The following is a 14,486-nucleotide window of genomic DNA, read 5'->3' as shown; positions in this document are numbered from 1 at the left end:
CGAGATGTAGCTCAGCAGTCCATTGGCTTGAGAGCATTCTTCCTGGCTCTCCTCTTTCCGAGAGCGGCAGAGGTCTTTCTCCTCCCTTGCCAGGAACAAACGTGTGCATTGAATGAACCTGTGGAGGCACTTCAGCAACATGTGCCTCTCGTTGCGCAACCTGTGGGTGTTTCTGCACCTTCTTAACACTGACGTTTCTCAGATAAAATTGCAAAGGTACGCCAGAAAAGCTTGCGAAGTGCGAGGCAAGCGGATAGACGCGCGTCGAGTGACGATCTAACAGGTCATGATGAGGACACCTTCGTTTTTCGCCCCATGCCGCAGGCTCAGTCAGCGAGCAGTGTTCAGAATGCTCGCAAAGCCTGAACCTGTGCGCCACGTATTCCGCACCACTAGCTCGCTGATCCGCCACCCAGATGAAGTCTTTTCTGCTTTGGCCTGCACGACACTGCCAGCTAAAAAATAACTTTCGAGAGCATTTGGGTCGCCATTGCCATCTGCCCAAAGATGCATCGCAACTAAATTAGCCCGTACCTCGGCATCATCGCCGTTGATCGTGGTAACGTGACCACTGACGAGGTGTTGCGTGGCTCGAAATCGAACAAAACTTTGACGTTGGCTCTCTCCGATACTCCGTGGACCAACCCGTGCCTCTCCGTTTGGTCGCACAGCTTTCGCATCAGTGGTAAAGATTCTGCTCATGGTTGTCTCGTCGAAGCTTTTTTCATCAAGTGCTCGAAAGAACTGGTTGAGCAACTCTGTGATCTCAAGTCGATCAAACCAGAGGTGTTCCTTGCCGTTCATGTCGTGATCTCTCTCCTTTTTAGGCTAGCGCCAATCATGGCGAAACGCGCGGGAAGTGTTGTGAGGTATCGTGAGAATATTTCCCCATCCTTACAGTGTATATTTTGCTATACACTGTATACATGCTATACTAACAGCGATGAAAAGAAAAGTCAACCATGATCCTGGAGAATCATCGGCTCCGAAACCAGCCGCAGGTCTGATCTGGGCACGACCGGAGCGCCCCCGCACTGTTCGGCCAGCGCTCTCGCGAGAACGGATTGTCCAGGTTGCCCTCTCGCTGGCGGATACCGAGGGCATCGACGCGATTTCCACCCGGCGCATTGCTGCTGCACTTTCGGTCAGCGCGATGGCCCTGTATGGCTACATCGAACGCAAAGAGGATGTATTTGATCTGATGATTGATGCCGTCTATGCCGAAGTGCCTGTTCCGTTGCCTGGACCACGAGATTGGCGTTCCCAATTACAAGAGATCGCTGTGCAGAAACGAGCCATGATGCACCGTCATCCCTGGTTTGCCTCTCTGATTGGTCGTCGTGCCGTCCTGGGGCCTAACGCGCTCAAACAGACCGATTATCTGCTTGAGATCGTGAGTCAACCGGGCTTCGATATGACGACCTGCATAAGTCTCCTGGAGATGTTCAATGCCTACATTGTGGGGTTTGTTCTGCGCGAAATGGGTGAAGCCGAAGCCCAACGCCGAACGGGACTCAGTGAGCAGGAGTGGCAACAACAGGTGAGCCCCTACGTGCAAAAGCAGATTATCGCGAGTGGACGCTATCCGCACCTGGCGCTGGCTCTGGTTGAAGAAGAACGTTCCTCAGATGAAACGTTCCTCTTTGGCCTCACGCGACTGTTGGAAGGGATTGCCACTTACGCTGCTGCTTCCCATGCCAATCACGAGAGAGAATGGTGACCTTTCAGCCCAAAAACGCATCTCATTGCGCAACCCGTGGGGCTGTGCAGCTGGTGAGCCGATCCTCTCGCACCGCCTCTGGAGCTGATGTATGAGAAGCAAGGCTAAAAAGATGCCTCCTAGATGTGCTATACTTCTTCGTAAAGATGAACCTCTCGCAAGCGGCACGGTCCACAGGCTTCTCTGGCTGGCGCTTTTCGAGAAGGGTTGCAGAGCTGGGTTCGCGACTGAGCGATTGACCTGTGGGGATGTGGCTTGAGTCTTCTGAGGGGGGCAACAACACAAGCGGAAGGAAGCAAGGCAGACCAAGCGAGGGAGCGCCTGACACGCCCTCCTCGCTCCGGGTTCAGTCTTCGCTCTCGTCTCTCCACTCAGCCAGGGAGATGCCAAGCAGATAAGCCAGTTCCTTCGTCGTCTCAATCAGGTATCTAGCGACTTCCGGCTGAGTCAGATGATACACATGTTCCTCATCAAAACGCCATCCCCATCTTTCTCATCATCCAGACAGACCACTTCTCGCCACGCACTTACAGCAGGTGGGCAGTCGCGCACGAGGGCTGGTGATGGGTTGAGAACACAGACTCAGCTCAGCATCCCTCTTGCTTCGTGCTGATCGTTTCGCGCTTTCTCTGCTCTTCGTGCTGTTTTTCTGGGGTGACGGCCTGTATTGGCTTCCACCACAAGCCTGCCTTTGACGTAGGAGGCAGGTTACTGTATGAACATAGACCAAGACCAATGCCAGCTTTTCTTGCCGCACGCAAATGGGAAAGCACTAAGGCTTTCGAAGAGACCTATCGCCATCGAGCAGGGATCGAAGGGATGTATTCACAGGGAACACGGTTCGACGGAATTACGGCCTTCACGCTACTTTCGTCTCGTAAAACCCATCTTAGTCGTATTGCCATTGCTCCGGCCATTCATAGCACGCAGCTCATGGGTTGGCTCTGGAGTGAACCACCAGCTCAGATACGGATTTCGCCTTTTAAGCAGCTCATGCAACCGGCAGCATAGGATGGGGTTTCCTCTATACGTGATGTGAGAAGCTTCTCCGTTGTTTTTGAATGGCTCTCGGAGTAAGTAGATGGTCTCTTTCAGCGCATGTTTATGCGAATGAACAAAAAAAGCCGCGCAGACACGCCTCAAATGTACGGTACACGTTCATTCGCATAAACACCTTTCTTCGGAACCTCCTGGCTACCAACTCACTGCCGCAGGTCCGGTTCGCAGGTCACCGCCTAAGCTTTCCCAGCCTGACCAGGCTCCATTATCGAACCACTTGTGTTGCAGCGTTCTATCCCCAGAGCCAAGCCCAAAGATGTCGATCCGCCCCACACCCCAGGAGGTCGCAGCGGGTCCTGACGAGAGGGTGCCTCCCAAATTTTCCCAGCTCGACCACCCATTGTCGAACCACTTGTGCTGCACTGTCCCATTTGGACCCGACGCAAAGACGTCAAGCCGTCCTGCAGCCCAGGAAGCCACATCGGGGCCGGAATTAACCGGGAGAGTGCCTCCCAAGCTTTCCCAGCCTGACCAAGCTCCATTGTCGAACCATTTGTGTTGTAGCGTCCCATCTGTGCCTCGCGCAAAGACGTCAAGCCGTCCTGGACCCCAAGAGACAGCAGCGGGTGCGAATGAGAGGGAACCCTCTAAACTTTCCCAGTTCGACCACACTCCATTATCGAACCATTTGTGTTGTAGCGTCCCATTGGTACCCAGCGCAAAGACGTCAAGTCGGCCTGCGGCCCAGGAGGCCGCAGCGGGTCCGTTCCCAAATGTGGTCGCGAGGGTGCCGCCCAAGCTTTCCCAGCCTGACCAGGTTCCATTATCGAACCACCTGTGCTGCAACGCCCTACTTGAGTTAAACGCAAAGACGTCGAGCCGCCCCACAGCCCAGGAGGTCGCAGCAGGGTCCGTTCCAGACAAGAGGGAGGCGTCCAAGGTTTCCCAGTTCGACCACCCATTGTCGAACCACTTGTGCTGTAGCGACGCATCTGACCCACGCGCAAAGACATCCAGGCGTGCCACGCCGTTTTTTCGGGTTTGGGCATGAGCGATGATCGGCTCAGCCAACAAGGAGGGGACCGTTAACCCTCCAACAACTGGCATCAGGACCGCCGCCTTCACAAAGCGACGACGAGAGGTAGCCTTTCCCATAAGGTCCAGGCGTATTCGTGTATCGTGCATAGAAAGATCCTTTCTGCTGATGTAGAATGCTTTTTCATTAAAGAAGGTGACTTTCCTGTGAGATGATTGAAATCATGAAAAATTCACCTGCATATGAACATCATCGTATGTTATAAGTAATACTGTTTGTCTACAAATCAGGCACTGTTGCTTTTGCATTTCTTGCATCAGCTGATCTTAGTATAGCCGATGATCAGCCAGAACACATCTGTCAAACTACCTGATCCGAGCTAGAAGCCAGTTACACGATCTAGTAGAATGGCGGGGAAGGGGTTAGAAGGGAACGTACACTGATGGGTTTATCATGTCCTTGTTAGGCGAGTCCAACGTCACCCAGTGGGTCAATTCGCAATGAGCTTGTGAAAGGTGTGAAAGAGTGATTATCTCTTGTTTATGGATCAATCTGCATGCTCCTTATCAAAACGCCATCTCAACCGTTCTCATCATCAAGACAGCCACCTTCTCGCTACGTGTTTGCAGCAGGTGGGAAGTCGCGCAAGAGGGCTGCTGACGGGTCGAGAGCACGTGATCAGCGATGAGGAGCCATCCTGAGCATCCCTCTTCCTTTATAATGATCATCTCGCGCTCTCTCTACTCTTCATGCTGTTTTTTTAGTTTGACAGTTTTACCGGATGCTCTCAAGAGCGACACCTCTCAGAGGTGGCACGCCAAACGGAGCAGGGCCGTCTCTCTGCGAGCTAGTGCATTCTCAAGAGATGATCCGGGATGGAGGCTACTTCACCGAATCTTGTCTGCGAATGAACGAAAGAGGTGTGGAGCAAGCGTGGAAGTTCTTGTTGCGCTTTTCACTCCTCCGAAACAGATGAGGCGCTTTTGATCCAATGGCTTGATACGCGTTAGACTGAGTGGAAGTCATCAATGAACACGACGAAAGTTCAGGAGGATCATCCATGGAGCTACCACCATGCCCAGAGTGCGGAAAGCGGCGAGTCTTGTTTCAATGTAGAGCGACGAGTGTATCAAGTCTTCAGCCAGAGATCTCTCTCTTCCCTTGGGTTCTTTACGCCTGATGTCCAGCTCTATGCCTGCACGTGTTTAGGATGTGGGAATACGACTCTGCGCCCTGATCCCGACGACCTGAAGCGACTGCAGAAAGCCGCAGAAAAAGGACATACCATTGAGTTTTAGGGGGTCTTACCCCGTCGTATCCCCTCGACAGTCGGGGTGGTTTCGGTCGGTTCGCGGACAAAAAGACGTGGTCTCATCGCTTCAGCAGGCTCCATCTCGGATCATTTCCTTTTCCGGGATGGAGAAATGAGCTTCATACGAACAGCAATATGAGGCGCACATTCGCTCGGCTCACTGCTTGGCTGTGAGCAGCCCATTGGGTTCAACGACAGCACGCTTGCTATGAACCCACTTAGGCCGGGTAGAATTGAGAAAGGCGACTCTGTTTGGGCAGGAACAGTGGCAGGAGACGTACACCCTTGCCCTCGCTCTTGACGTGCTGGTTCTGTGCTCTGATCCAGGTGCGCACCACCTTCCTGTCATGCCAGGAAGCGTTGTCCCAGATGAGCAGCCACGCCGTTTTGCCCTGATGCTCCAGTTCAGTGCAGCACCAGTCCAGAAACTGCGTCGTGATGTCACTGACCGGACGCCCGTCGACGAAGCGCAAGGACATTTGGTCGCCGATGGGAGCCTTGAGGGAACCTCGTTGCCACAGGACGCCATAACACGCCAGGGCTTTGGCATCAGGATCGGCCTTTTGCCAGGTCTGTTCCACCAGACGAACAGGATCATCGCTGGCCTGCCAGCCACGAGTGCGAGGCAAAGCAAAGCGAGACCACCATACCTCGTGAAGACAACCCGATGGCCCAGGTGGCAGCTTGTTTCTCTTGCGAGGCCCAGATCAGCAATCGGTCGCGGGCGTTTTTTTCCTGGTACAACGAATCGGGGTAGGGTAGCCAGCCAGCGAAGGTGACATTGCTGCTCCTTTTTCTGACCGGCCCCTCTCCAAATGAAATCGGATACCGGCGAGGTCCCTCACGGGCCTTTTCCGCTACCCCTTTCCCGAACCGGACTGGACCGTTTCCATGTCATCCGGCTCTCCGGTCCCTGTTTCCGAAATGCTGCGGTGGTATTGTCAACTTCATTTTTACTCTTGATGAGCTTTCCCCAGCGCGGCCTTTTTCATTGGATCAAAAGGTTCTTTCTGAGAAAGAAAAGAGGGATGGTATTCCACTTTCACGCATTGCTTTTCCCATTTCCTCTCCCATTTTGATGAAGTTGACAATACCCACCACTTCCCGCATCGGCTCATCCGCCCTCGGCAACCACTTCATGAAACTGTTTCTAGCATATTCAGACCATATTTAGAGAAGAAGCAGGGTTAGGAGAGTGCTTTTTCTATACGCCTTGCAATTCCTCTCAGTCGAGAAACAGGCTCGTTAGCGAATACAAATCGCACATACTTATCACTGTTTCTACTGCCCCAATTTCTCATCGGAGTCGCTGCAATTTTGCCTTTTTCTAGTAGATGTTTTGATGCCGTTGCGCTATCAAATCCCAATTTGGAAACGTCCAACAGCAGCGACCAGCCGCCGTGGGGAGGGATGACTGGCAATTTATGCAACTCTTCCAGCAACACATCACGACGTTGTTGCCACTCCATAACACAGTTTTGGATCCCATCTTGAGGATCATTTATGGCTTTTGCAACGGCACCCATTGCAATTCCTGTCTGACAGACGACATTTGAAATACTGACGCGGGCAACATCGGCAACTATAGGCGCGGGACCAACGACCCAGCCTACTCGCCATCCAATCATACGATATTCCTTAGAAGCAGCACCGACAGTGATCACCTTTTCTCGCGTGCCAGGAAAAGATCCAGGATGAATGACACGACGACCATCATAGAGGATACGCTCCATAGCCGAATCATCAATTAACCAACAATTGGCGCGCTGACAAAAGGCAATTAATGCTTCCCATTCCTCTTGATTGAATACTATACCTGTGGGCATCGAGGGACTCATGAGCAATGCAGCCTTTACAGGCCCGGAGTCTATTTTTGAGAGCGCTTCCATATCTAACCGCCAACCATCATGCGATGGGATCAATGGCACAAAACGTGGCACTCCTCCTGCAAGGCGAACACGGTTAATCAGTCCTACATAAATCGGATCAGTCATTAAGACCTCATCTCCAGGTTCCAGGACTGCGAGGAGAACATTCAGAATACCAGACAGACCACCTGCCGTAATAATGCATTCATTCTTCCAGTCATACCGCTGACCTGACTGCCGTTCTACGAGGGCAGTAGCAGCCTGGCGGAGAGTATCGAGGCCAAAGAAGGGGAGATAACTATTAGCGTTATCGTCATCCACTGCTAATTTCGTGAAATCAAGCGCGCTTTGTGGCGGGCGCAGATCAGTATCGAGATTTTCAAGACGTAGTACGTCAGGGTCTTGAAGACTGTCAGCGAGATCCCCCATCTGCTCGACGCCGATCGAGGTGATAGAAGTAAGGCGTGTAACGGACATGGTCTTGTTCCTCCTGATTGCAATTCTTGAGGATTAAGGCTCTGAATAATGCATAACCACCTGTAGGATGACATCGTTATCTGACTGATTGATATACTTGTGGACAACATTCCCAGCAAATCGTATAGCGTGTCCAGCCGGTAGTGTGTACATTTCGTCTCCAATCTGCATATGAAATTCACCTGAAGTCACCGTGATAAATTCTTGAACTCCACTATTATGTGGAGAAGATACGTAACTTCCTGTTGGGCTCAAGACAATGGTGAAGATTTCGAAACGTGTCTGTGGATCGAAAGGAAACAATAGAAATACTTTGCACTTTCCATTGTCCTCTGTTACATCTGGTGTTTCTGGTGGCTTGACGACAGATACAACAGCCTCATCCTCTTTAAGAAGAGAGGAAAACGAAATGTTCAGCCCTGTAGCGATTTTCCAGAGAGTGGTTACTGTCGGCTGCGCTTCGCCCCGTTCGATTTGATGCAACATACCTTTGCTCACCCCGGTGACATCTGCGACCTTTTCTAAGCTGAGCCCTTTTTGTTTTCTTACTCGGTGCAAGTTGTGTCCCACTCGAATGTGAATCGCATTCATGGAATACCTCCCTTTCGTCTAGTATAATAGACAAATATATAACTATGCAAGACGAAATAGGAGAAGTAAAGGATCTCCAGCCTCCGTTGCAGATAAGCAACGGGAAGTCCACCGCCAAGAGGAGGGTGCAGATCTGTTTGTAAGAAGGTATACTCCCAGAGGGAAACCAAAAATACCTCAACTTTGGGAAGGGTCGCTTGGGAGGGTATTGTCAACTTCATCAAAATGGGAGAGGAAACGGGAAAAGCAATGCGTGAAAGTGGAATACCATCCCTCTTTTCTTTCTCAGAAAGAACCTTTTGATCCAATGAAAAAGGCCGCGCTGGGGAAAGCTCATCAAGAGTAAAAATGAAGTTGACAATACCAGCGAGGGAGCATATGACGCTCACCTCGCTCTTGGCTCAGTCTTTGCTCTCGCCTCTCCTTTCAACGAGGGAGATCCCCAGTAGCTCGGCCAGCTCCTTCGTCGTCTCAATCAGGTAATGAGCAACTTCGGGACGAGTCAGATGATAGGCATGTTCCTCCTCAAAACGCCATCCCAACATATTTATAATTTTCTCTATATATTCTCTGCTCTTCCTGCTGTTTTTTTGGAGTGTCAGCCTGTGGCGGCGTCCACCGCGAACCACCCTGCCTTGCGCTTCTTGCGTCAAAGGCAGGCTGCTGATGAACATGGGCCAAGACACACCCTTCTCCAAATGTGTGAGAGGATGCAGGAGGGAAGAGGTATTCTTCCCTCCTGCATGGCAGGAGGACGTGAACAGCGAGAGGAGCTTGCTAACTGCCTCTCGCCCTACGAGAACACCCTGGAGTGTGCCAATAGTGCCACCTCCCGCTCTGCGGGGCAAGAAACAATCGCAGAGCCAGATGTGGATATAGTGTGGATAAGATGCGGAGGACTACTACATGTTGATTCGGAAAGAGACAAAAGAGGAAATGCGTGACGGTGACAGAACACAAGGGAGCAGGTATGGCAGCTCAGCATCTTCTTCGTGGTCAGGAACTGGGCTTGCCCACTCTGATTTCAAAGGTCCCACATGTCTTGCCACAACGACCAGTAAGTTGCATCATCTTTGTTGATCGTTTCCTGCTGTGGGCAGCCACCAGCAGGATCAACCCGCTTGAGGAAGCTGCACGACAAAGCAGGCGCTCTTCTGCTTGGAAGAGACCTGCGCGTCTTGAACTGCTCAAACTGCTCGGAGCCGGACACCTGCGAACATACGAGTCCACCCACCAGGGGTACGTCACTGGAGAGCCGTATCGTGGGAAACGAGTTATTCAACACGCTTGGGAGTGGACACGCGGAAAGGGCAGCAATGCATCTCGCCAGATGGCTCCACTCACATCGGCAAAACTCAGGCCCTCCCGCGCAACTGGTGCTCCTCGCTTGCTCCTCTGCTTCCAGAAAATGTCACTGGAGAAAGAAGAGCAATTCAAAGTAAAAAAGAAACGTTTTCAGAAGATGGAGAGAAATAGATGAACCGCTCAGCATTTTGGTATTTGATTGAGAAAACATAAGAGGAGAGGCATAGTGGTCAGGAGAAACAGATCGCGCTTCTCAGAGAACAGCTCTTGCACCTATCTTTAGAAGAACTTCAAAGCTTTGCTCACATCGTTGACGAATTGTGTTCCGAATCCTACCGTCCCCTGCTGTGGGCAGCCGCGTACTTGATGAATGGGGGATGTTCTGACGACGGCTTTGAGTATTTTCGCGGCTGGCTCATTGCTCAGGGTGCCACCGTTTTCTCACAGGCGGTGAATGATCCCGACACCCTGGCTGATGTAATCCTCTCTCATCAGAGAGATCTTCCTGAGGGCGATTTTGAATGCGAAGAGATCCTGTTTCTCGCGCAGCACGTCTATCACGAAAAGACTGGTGAAGAGATGCCCTCTCCTCATCGTCTGAAGTATCCGAGTTTGACAAGGGAAGAGATACATCTGATCACCGATGATGTTGCTGTCGCGCAAGCCTGTCCCAAATTGTGGGCTTGCTTCTCAACGCTCTGAGGGGCAGTTCTTGGAAAAAAGCTGAATTATGGAGTGTCAAAAAACGGTCGTTTGATGAGACTGCTCAGTTCTTTTTAACCCAGATCTGTTGCTGTGAATACCCGTGGAAACAAGCTCACCTGCGCTCCCACAGGGCTTTCCAATTCTCCCATCTAGCGGGAGTGCAGAGGGCTGCCGCCCTCTGCCGGGGTGCGGGGTGTCCCCGCAAAAACCTTTTTTCTTCTCTTTTGCGCGCCGTCGCAGGCGGCGCGCGAAGGAGGGAAGGAAACTGGGGACACCCCAGACCCCGGCAGGGAGACCCTGCACCCCTTTGAGCGGAGAACTGGAAAGCCCTGGCGCTCCCACTCCCCTCTTGCACATGGCAGGGGAATATAGTATAAACAGAATAATCATTCGATATCCCAGCGGTGAGAGATACTCATCCTGGTTCTTCCCCGCGTCACTGCTTGACGCGTGTGTGGGAAAGGAGCATCGTGTGTTTGAGGAAGACCCCAGACATTCGGGAGAGAAGCGCGAGGCCATCTTAGAGGCAGCGTTGGAACTGATCGCAGAGCATGGGCTGCAACATACACCGATGTCGCTGATTTCCAAGCGCGCCAAAGCCAGTGCGGGAGGCATTTACCATCACTTTGAAAGTAAAGAGGACCTGCTCCAGACCCTCTATTGGCGCATCAAAGAGGAGATGACCCACGCTATTGTGGCTGCTGACGATCTTTCTCAACCGCTGGCAAAGCGCTTTCAAACGCTCTGGTTGTCCATTTTTCGCTATGGGCTTGCCCACCGACAGGAAATGGCGTTTTTGGAGCAGTATGAAAGCGTGCCCAGGGTGAAATCACAGGATGCACGCCTTCCAGAAGAGGGAACACCGCTCGATGATCTGATCGAGCGTTTCTGTACACAGAACGATCTTCCTGGAGAGGTGCAAATACTCTATCGTTTGATCGTGGACTTGCGTGTCCAGGGGTTGATCAAGGATCTACCTCTGATAATCATCAGCGAATTGACGTATGGCGCAGCGCTTAGACTGGCGAAGCACGTCCATGCAGGTCAGGTGCATCTCTCTGATGCCACACTGACGGAGACAGCGAAAGCATGTTGGGATGCGATTGCACGCTAATTTTTTTATCTCAGACCGATCATTCGTTCGGTCTGTTTGTTCATTTTTAAGGAGGATCTCAGCATGAGTGAGGAGAAGGGCATGTTGCGGACTGCCGTGGTGACAGGTGGCAACAGCGGCGTCGGTTTGGCCACAGCTTCAGCTCTCGGCAAGAAGGGCTACAAGGTTTGGATCGCGGGCCGGAACGCCGAAAAGGGCGCGGACGCCGTGACGCGGCTTCGGCCCTACTGCCCGGGGGGGATCGCATTTCTGCAACTGGATGTGATGCTGTTCAGCGGCATCGAGCAGTTTGTCCGCACCCTCAGGCCGCAGTTGGGCGGGCGGCTGGATGCGCTGGTTCACTCGATGGGCACAGTCGGCACCAAAAGGAAGGTGAGCGCCGATGGCCTGGAAGAAGGCTGGGCGACGCAGTTCCTGGGCCGCTATCTCCTCACCGAGGCATTGACGCCGGAACTCTCAAAGTCCGAGGATGGCCGTGTGGTCTTCGTCAGCGCGAATGCACCGAAGAAGCCGCAGTTGTTCGAGGACGACCCCTCGCTCGAAAAGAACTTCAGCACTCTGCGCGCGATCGTGCAGAATCAGTCAGCGTGCGTGCTCTATGAACAGATGTACGCAGCCGACCATCCGAGCGGACCAGCCATCAATGGCGCTGTCGCGGGTCTGGTCCGCGATACCGGCATTACTCGTGCGCAGCCCGGTTTTGCCAGGGCGATCGGCGGCGTGATGTTTCACTTCTTTGGGATTACGCCTACGCAGTCCGCGACGAATATCGTGGCGCTTGCCAGCGATCCAGCGCTCAAGGATATCTCCGGCTCCTTCTTTTCAAAGCCGCAGGACCTTGAGAAGCGTCAGAAGTTGACGTATGACGAGACGCATGTGGCGTCTTTACGCCGCCTGCTCAGCAGGTACGCAGGCGTGAGAAACACCCTGCTGTCGGTCTGATGCGCAACTATACAGCCACCACTTGGTGACCTTCGTGGCTTCCGCTGACAACACTCAGGGACTCCTGACCCACACCACACCCCGATGGTGTTCACCTTTGATGAGTCAGTCGTCATCTGAGTGCAGAGGATTGCTGCGCATAGCATCATTCCAGCAACCCTCTGCTGTTTGTCACAGGAAACCAACGGTTTTGGCACTCAGCCGTTTCTCGACCAGACGAGCAGTAGAGAAGCGCTCTTGACGGGCTTGGTCATGCTTGGTGCAGAGCGAGCAACCAGAACGACGGCATAAACTTCCTGTTTGCTTGCTCCCCGTGCTTAGAAGAGGGAAAACGAGTATATCTTGTTGGCCCTGCACGGTTCCTATGGAAGAGCAATGGACGTTTCGCGACGAAGCGATTGTTACCAGAGACTGACACTCCATAGGAGCGGCAGACCTTCGAGGAGTGACAGAGGCGATTTTCGCAACTGAACGATGAACCCATCAGGAAGCGCACAGTCGTTGCCGCAGTTTCAAACCATGCAGGTCAAGCGAGGGAGCGCCTGACACGTCCTCCTCGCTCTCGGCTCAGCCTTCGCTCTCGCCTATCTCTAGCGTGGAAGAGATGCCAAGCAGGTCGGCTAGCTCCTTCGCCGTCTCCACTACGTAACGAGCGATTTCGGGACGAGTCAGTTGACGCAGATTTAAACGTCCTCTTATTCATGATAGCGTCCCTCTCTTGAATCTGACCGTTGATCACTGTCAAGCGACAGTGGCAACACTTCCACACAGCGAAGATATTTTTAAAGCGCTTGAGTTACTTGAAAAAGCATATGCTGTTGTGGTTGTTGACGACAAAAAACCGATTGGTATTCTGACAGATTACGATATGGCTCATTTTTTTCGGGACGTGACAGGAGGGCTTGTTCAGGTAGAGGATATCGAGATCACCTTACGCAATTACATTGAAGCCGTGCTACCAGAAGGGGAGCAGAGAAATATTGCGCTTTCTCATGAGTTTGGACCAAAGAGCAAATTTGATAGGTTAAGCTTCGGGGATTCTATCAGACTTGTCACCAACGAAAAAAACTGGCCTTTATTTGAACCATATCTCGCTCCAAAGGATCTCTTTATGAACATGATGGACCAAATCAGAGTGATCCGCAATCAATTGGCCCATTTTAAGATGCGTCTTAATCCTATACAGCGCCATGATTTGGAACAAGTTCGTTATTGGATTTCCATACGACCAAAAGTGATTCACGATGTACCTCAAGCTCATCCATCCAATGGACAGGGTCTTCATGCTTTCCTCAAACAGGTTGAAGATAGCAAGAAGAGTGACATACAAGTCAGTTTTCAAGATATGGAGGGGCTGTTACAAAGCTCCCTTCCCTCTACAGCATATGCCCATGAGAGCTGGTGGTCAAATGATTATCTCAATGATCCTCAATCATTAGCATGGCTTGAAGTTGGCTGGCAAGTTCGAGATGTGGATATCAGTTCTCGGCATGTCACATTTCGCCGCACAAATACAGTACTCTGGCAGTTGTTTTTTGCTGACTTGTTGGAGCGGCTGAAAAAAGCACGTCCAGGAATTACAAATGTTGAAAAAATACCACCTGAGTATCATTGGTCGTTTAGCGGCGGTCGATCTGGCTTCCATTTTGGTTGGGTGTTACTGAGATCTCATGATCTGAGAGTTGAGTTGTATATTGACGCGAAAGAAAGCAAAAAATTGTTTGACAAACTAGCCGAGCAGAAGTTTGCTATTGAGAATGAGTTGAATATGGCTCTCAATTGGGATCGTTTAGATACGAGGAAAGCTTGCCGGGTCTCGATTACCCATCCAGCAAAGGTGACAGATCCACCAGACGAGTTAGAGGGTGTCAAAGAATGGGCAGTAGAGACGATGCTCAAATTTGTCGATGTTTTTCAACCCCGAATAAAAGGCTTATAGCAGATTTCGGCATGTATACAAGAAGAGCCATATTGATTTCATAAAAGCTCTTCTTGTCTTTCATTTTAAGTTAACAGCATTCATCGTAATTTCCCTGCCTTATCATAAATAATCTTTGAAACGCAATTACTAGCCTTGAAGAGGTTCTCTCTCACAGGGCGACCAACCCAGGCTCAGCGTCTTGACGAGGAGAAGCGTCATCAGTGTCCAGGCAACAGTGATGAAGAGAGACCAGACGAGGAAGCGTGTAAGGCGCTCTCCTCGCTCTCGTACGGAATTTATCCATTGTGCGTCCACTCGTCCAGGGAGATCCCGAGCAGTTCGGCCAGTTCCTTCGTCGTCTGAATGAGGTATCTAGCGACTTCAGGCTGAGTGAGATGATACGCATGTTCCTCATCAAAACGCCATCTCAACCGTTCTCATCATCAGGATCGAGAGCATCTCGCCGCGTGCTTGCAGCAGGTGGGAAGTCGTGCAA

General features: G+C 51.7%; 16 protein-coding genes. 8 read left to right on the top strand and 8 right to left on the bottom strand.

Going from position 1 to position 14,486, the window contains the following annotated elements; translation table 11 throughout:
* Window positions 1–330: 330 nt before the first annotated feature.
* On the bottom strand, window positions 331–804 hold the full coding sequence (locus K3T83_RS01935; protein WP_220201298.1) for a nuclear transport factor 2 family protein: 474 nt from the start codon (window positions 802–804) through the stop codon (window positions 331–333).
* A gap of 139 nt (window positions 805–943) precedes the next feature.
* Here K3T83_RS01935 and K3T83_RS01930 point away from each other — a divergent pair, with 139 nt between their 5' ends.
* Both K3T83_RS01930 and K3T83_RS01925 read left to right on the top strand, forming a co-directional pair.
* Complete coding sequence (locus tag K3T83_RS01930) at window positions 944–1,720, top strand: TetR/AcrR family transcriptional regulator (protein ID WP_220201297.1); 777 nt, start codon at window positions 944–946, stop codon at window positions 1,718–1,720.
* Between the two features lie 735 nt (window positions 1,721–2,455).
* Window positions 2,456–2,731, top strand: coding sequence for a hypothetical protein (locus tag K3T83_RS01925; RefSeq protein ID WP_220201296.1), 276 nt, complete (start codon window positions 2,456–2,458; stop codon window positions 2,729–2,731).
* A 183-nt stretch (window positions 2,732–2,914) separates the two neighbouring features.
* Here K3T83_RS01925 and K3T83_RS01920 read toward each other — a convergent pair whose 3' ends face one another.
* From K3T83_RS01920 to K3T83_RS01895, 6 genes are all read right to left on the bottom strand, one after another.
* The gene (locus tag K3T83_RS01920; RefSeq protein WP_220201295.1) at window positions 2,915–3,904 is read right to left on the bottom strand and encodes a PLL family lectin; all 990 of its coding nucleotides are present in this window, start codon (window positions 3,902–3,904) and stop codon (window positions 2,915–2,917) included.
* A gap of 417 nt (window positions 3,905–4,321) precedes the next feature.
* Window positions 4,322–4,483 carry a hypothetical protein gene (locus K3T83_RS01915; protein WP_220201294.1) on the bottom strand — a complete coding sequence of 54 codons (162 nt, stop codon included), beginning with the start codon at window positions 4,481–4,483 and terminating at the stop codon, window positions 4,322–4,324.
* 802 nt (window positions 4,484–5,285) lie between these two features.
* Window positions 5,286–5,696 carry a transposase gene (locus K3T83_RS56095; RefSeq protein ID WP_236064786.1) on the bottom strand — a complete coding sequence of 137 codons (411 nt, stop codon included), beginning with the start codon at window positions 5,694–5,696 and terminating at the stop codon, window positions 5,286–5,288.
* Between the two features lie 558 nt (window positions 5,697–6,254).
* Window positions 6,255–7,412 carry a pyridoxal phosphate-dependent aminotransferase gene (locus K3T83_RS01905; RefSeq protein ID WP_220201293.1) on the bottom strand — a complete coding sequence of 386 codons (1,158 nt, stop codon included), beginning with the start codon at window positions 7,410–7,412 and terminating at the stop codon, window positions 6,255–6,257.
* A gap of 33 nt (window positions 7,413–7,445) precedes the next feature.
* A complete protein-coding gene (locus K3T83_RS01900) occupies window positions 7,446–8,003 on the bottom strand; it encodes a helix-turn-helix domain-containing protein (RefSeq protein WP_220201292.1) in 558 nt (185 codons plus the stop codon).
* Between the two features lie 401 nt (window positions 8,004–8,404).
* Window positions 8,405–8,548, bottom strand: coding sequence for a hypothetical protein (locus K3T83_RS01895; RefSeq protein ID WP_220201291.1), 144 nt, complete (start codon window positions 8,546–8,548; stop codon window positions 8,405–8,407).
* 401 nt (window positions 8,549–8,949) lie between these two features.
* Here K3T83_RS01895 and K3T83_RS01890 point away from each other — a divergent pair, with 401 nt between their 5' ends.
* The 6 genes from K3T83_RS01890 (at window position 8,950) to K3T83_RS01870 (ending at window position 14,008) form a co-directional block, all read left to right on the top strand.
* Window positions 8,950–9,483: a hypothetical protein gene (locus K3T83_RS01890; RefSeq protein WP_220201290.1), complete on the top strand. Its 534-nt coding sequence runs from the start codon at window positions 8,950–8,952 to the stop codon at window positions 9,481–9,483.
* 92 nt (window positions 9,484–9,575) lie between these two features.
* The gene (locus tag K3T83_RS01885; RefSeq protein WP_236064785.1) at window positions 9,576–10,010 is read left to right on the top strand and encodes a DUF4240 domain-containing protein; all 435 of its coding nucleotides are present in this window, start codon (window positions 9,576–9,578) and stop codon (window positions 10,008–10,010) included.
* A 475-nt stretch (window positions 10,011–10,485) separates the two neighbouring features.
* On the top strand, window positions 10,486–11,127 hold the full coding sequence (locus K3T83_RS01880) for a TetR/AcrR family transcriptional regulator (protein ID WP_220201289.1): 642 nt from the start codon (window positions 10,486–10,488) through the stop codon (window positions 11,125–11,127).
* 63 nt (window positions 11,128–11,190) lie between these two features.
* Window positions 11,191–12,069 (top strand): SDR family NAD(P)-dependent oxidoreductase, encoded by an 879-nt coding sequence (locus K3T83_RS01875; RefSeq protein ID WP_220201288.1) that lies wholly within the window; start codon window positions 11,191–11,193, stop codon window positions 12,067–12,069.
* Window positions 12,070–12,237: 168 nt separating this feature from the next.
* Window positions 12,238–12,360: a hypothetical protein gene (locus K3T83_RS57105; protein ID WP_268963425.1), complete on the top strand. Its 123-nt coding sequence runs from the start codon at window positions 12,238–12,240 to the stop codon at window positions 12,358–12,360.
* A 427-nt stretch (window positions 12,361–12,787) separates the two neighbouring features.
* The gene (locus K3T83_RS01870; protein ID WP_220201287.1) at window positions 12,788–14,008 is read left to right on the top strand and encodes a DUF4268 domain-containing protein; all 1,221 of its coding nucleotides are present in this window, start codon (window positions 12,788–12,790) and stop codon (window positions 14,006–14,008) included.
* Window positions 14,009–14,286: 278 nt separating this feature from the next.
* Here K3T83_RS01870 and K3T83_RS57100 read toward each other — a convergent pair whose 3' ends face one another.
* On the bottom strand, window positions 14,287–14,421 hold the full coding sequence (locus K3T83_RS57100) for a hypothetical protein (protein ID WP_268963424.1): 135 nt from the start codon (window positions 14,419–14,421) through the stop codon (window positions 14,287–14,289).
* Window positions 14,422–14,486 lie beyond the last annotated feature (65 nt).

This window comes from Reticulibacter mediterranei (genome assembly GCF_016587455.1).
This window is presented reverse-complemented; position numbering and strand designations above follow the sequence as displayed.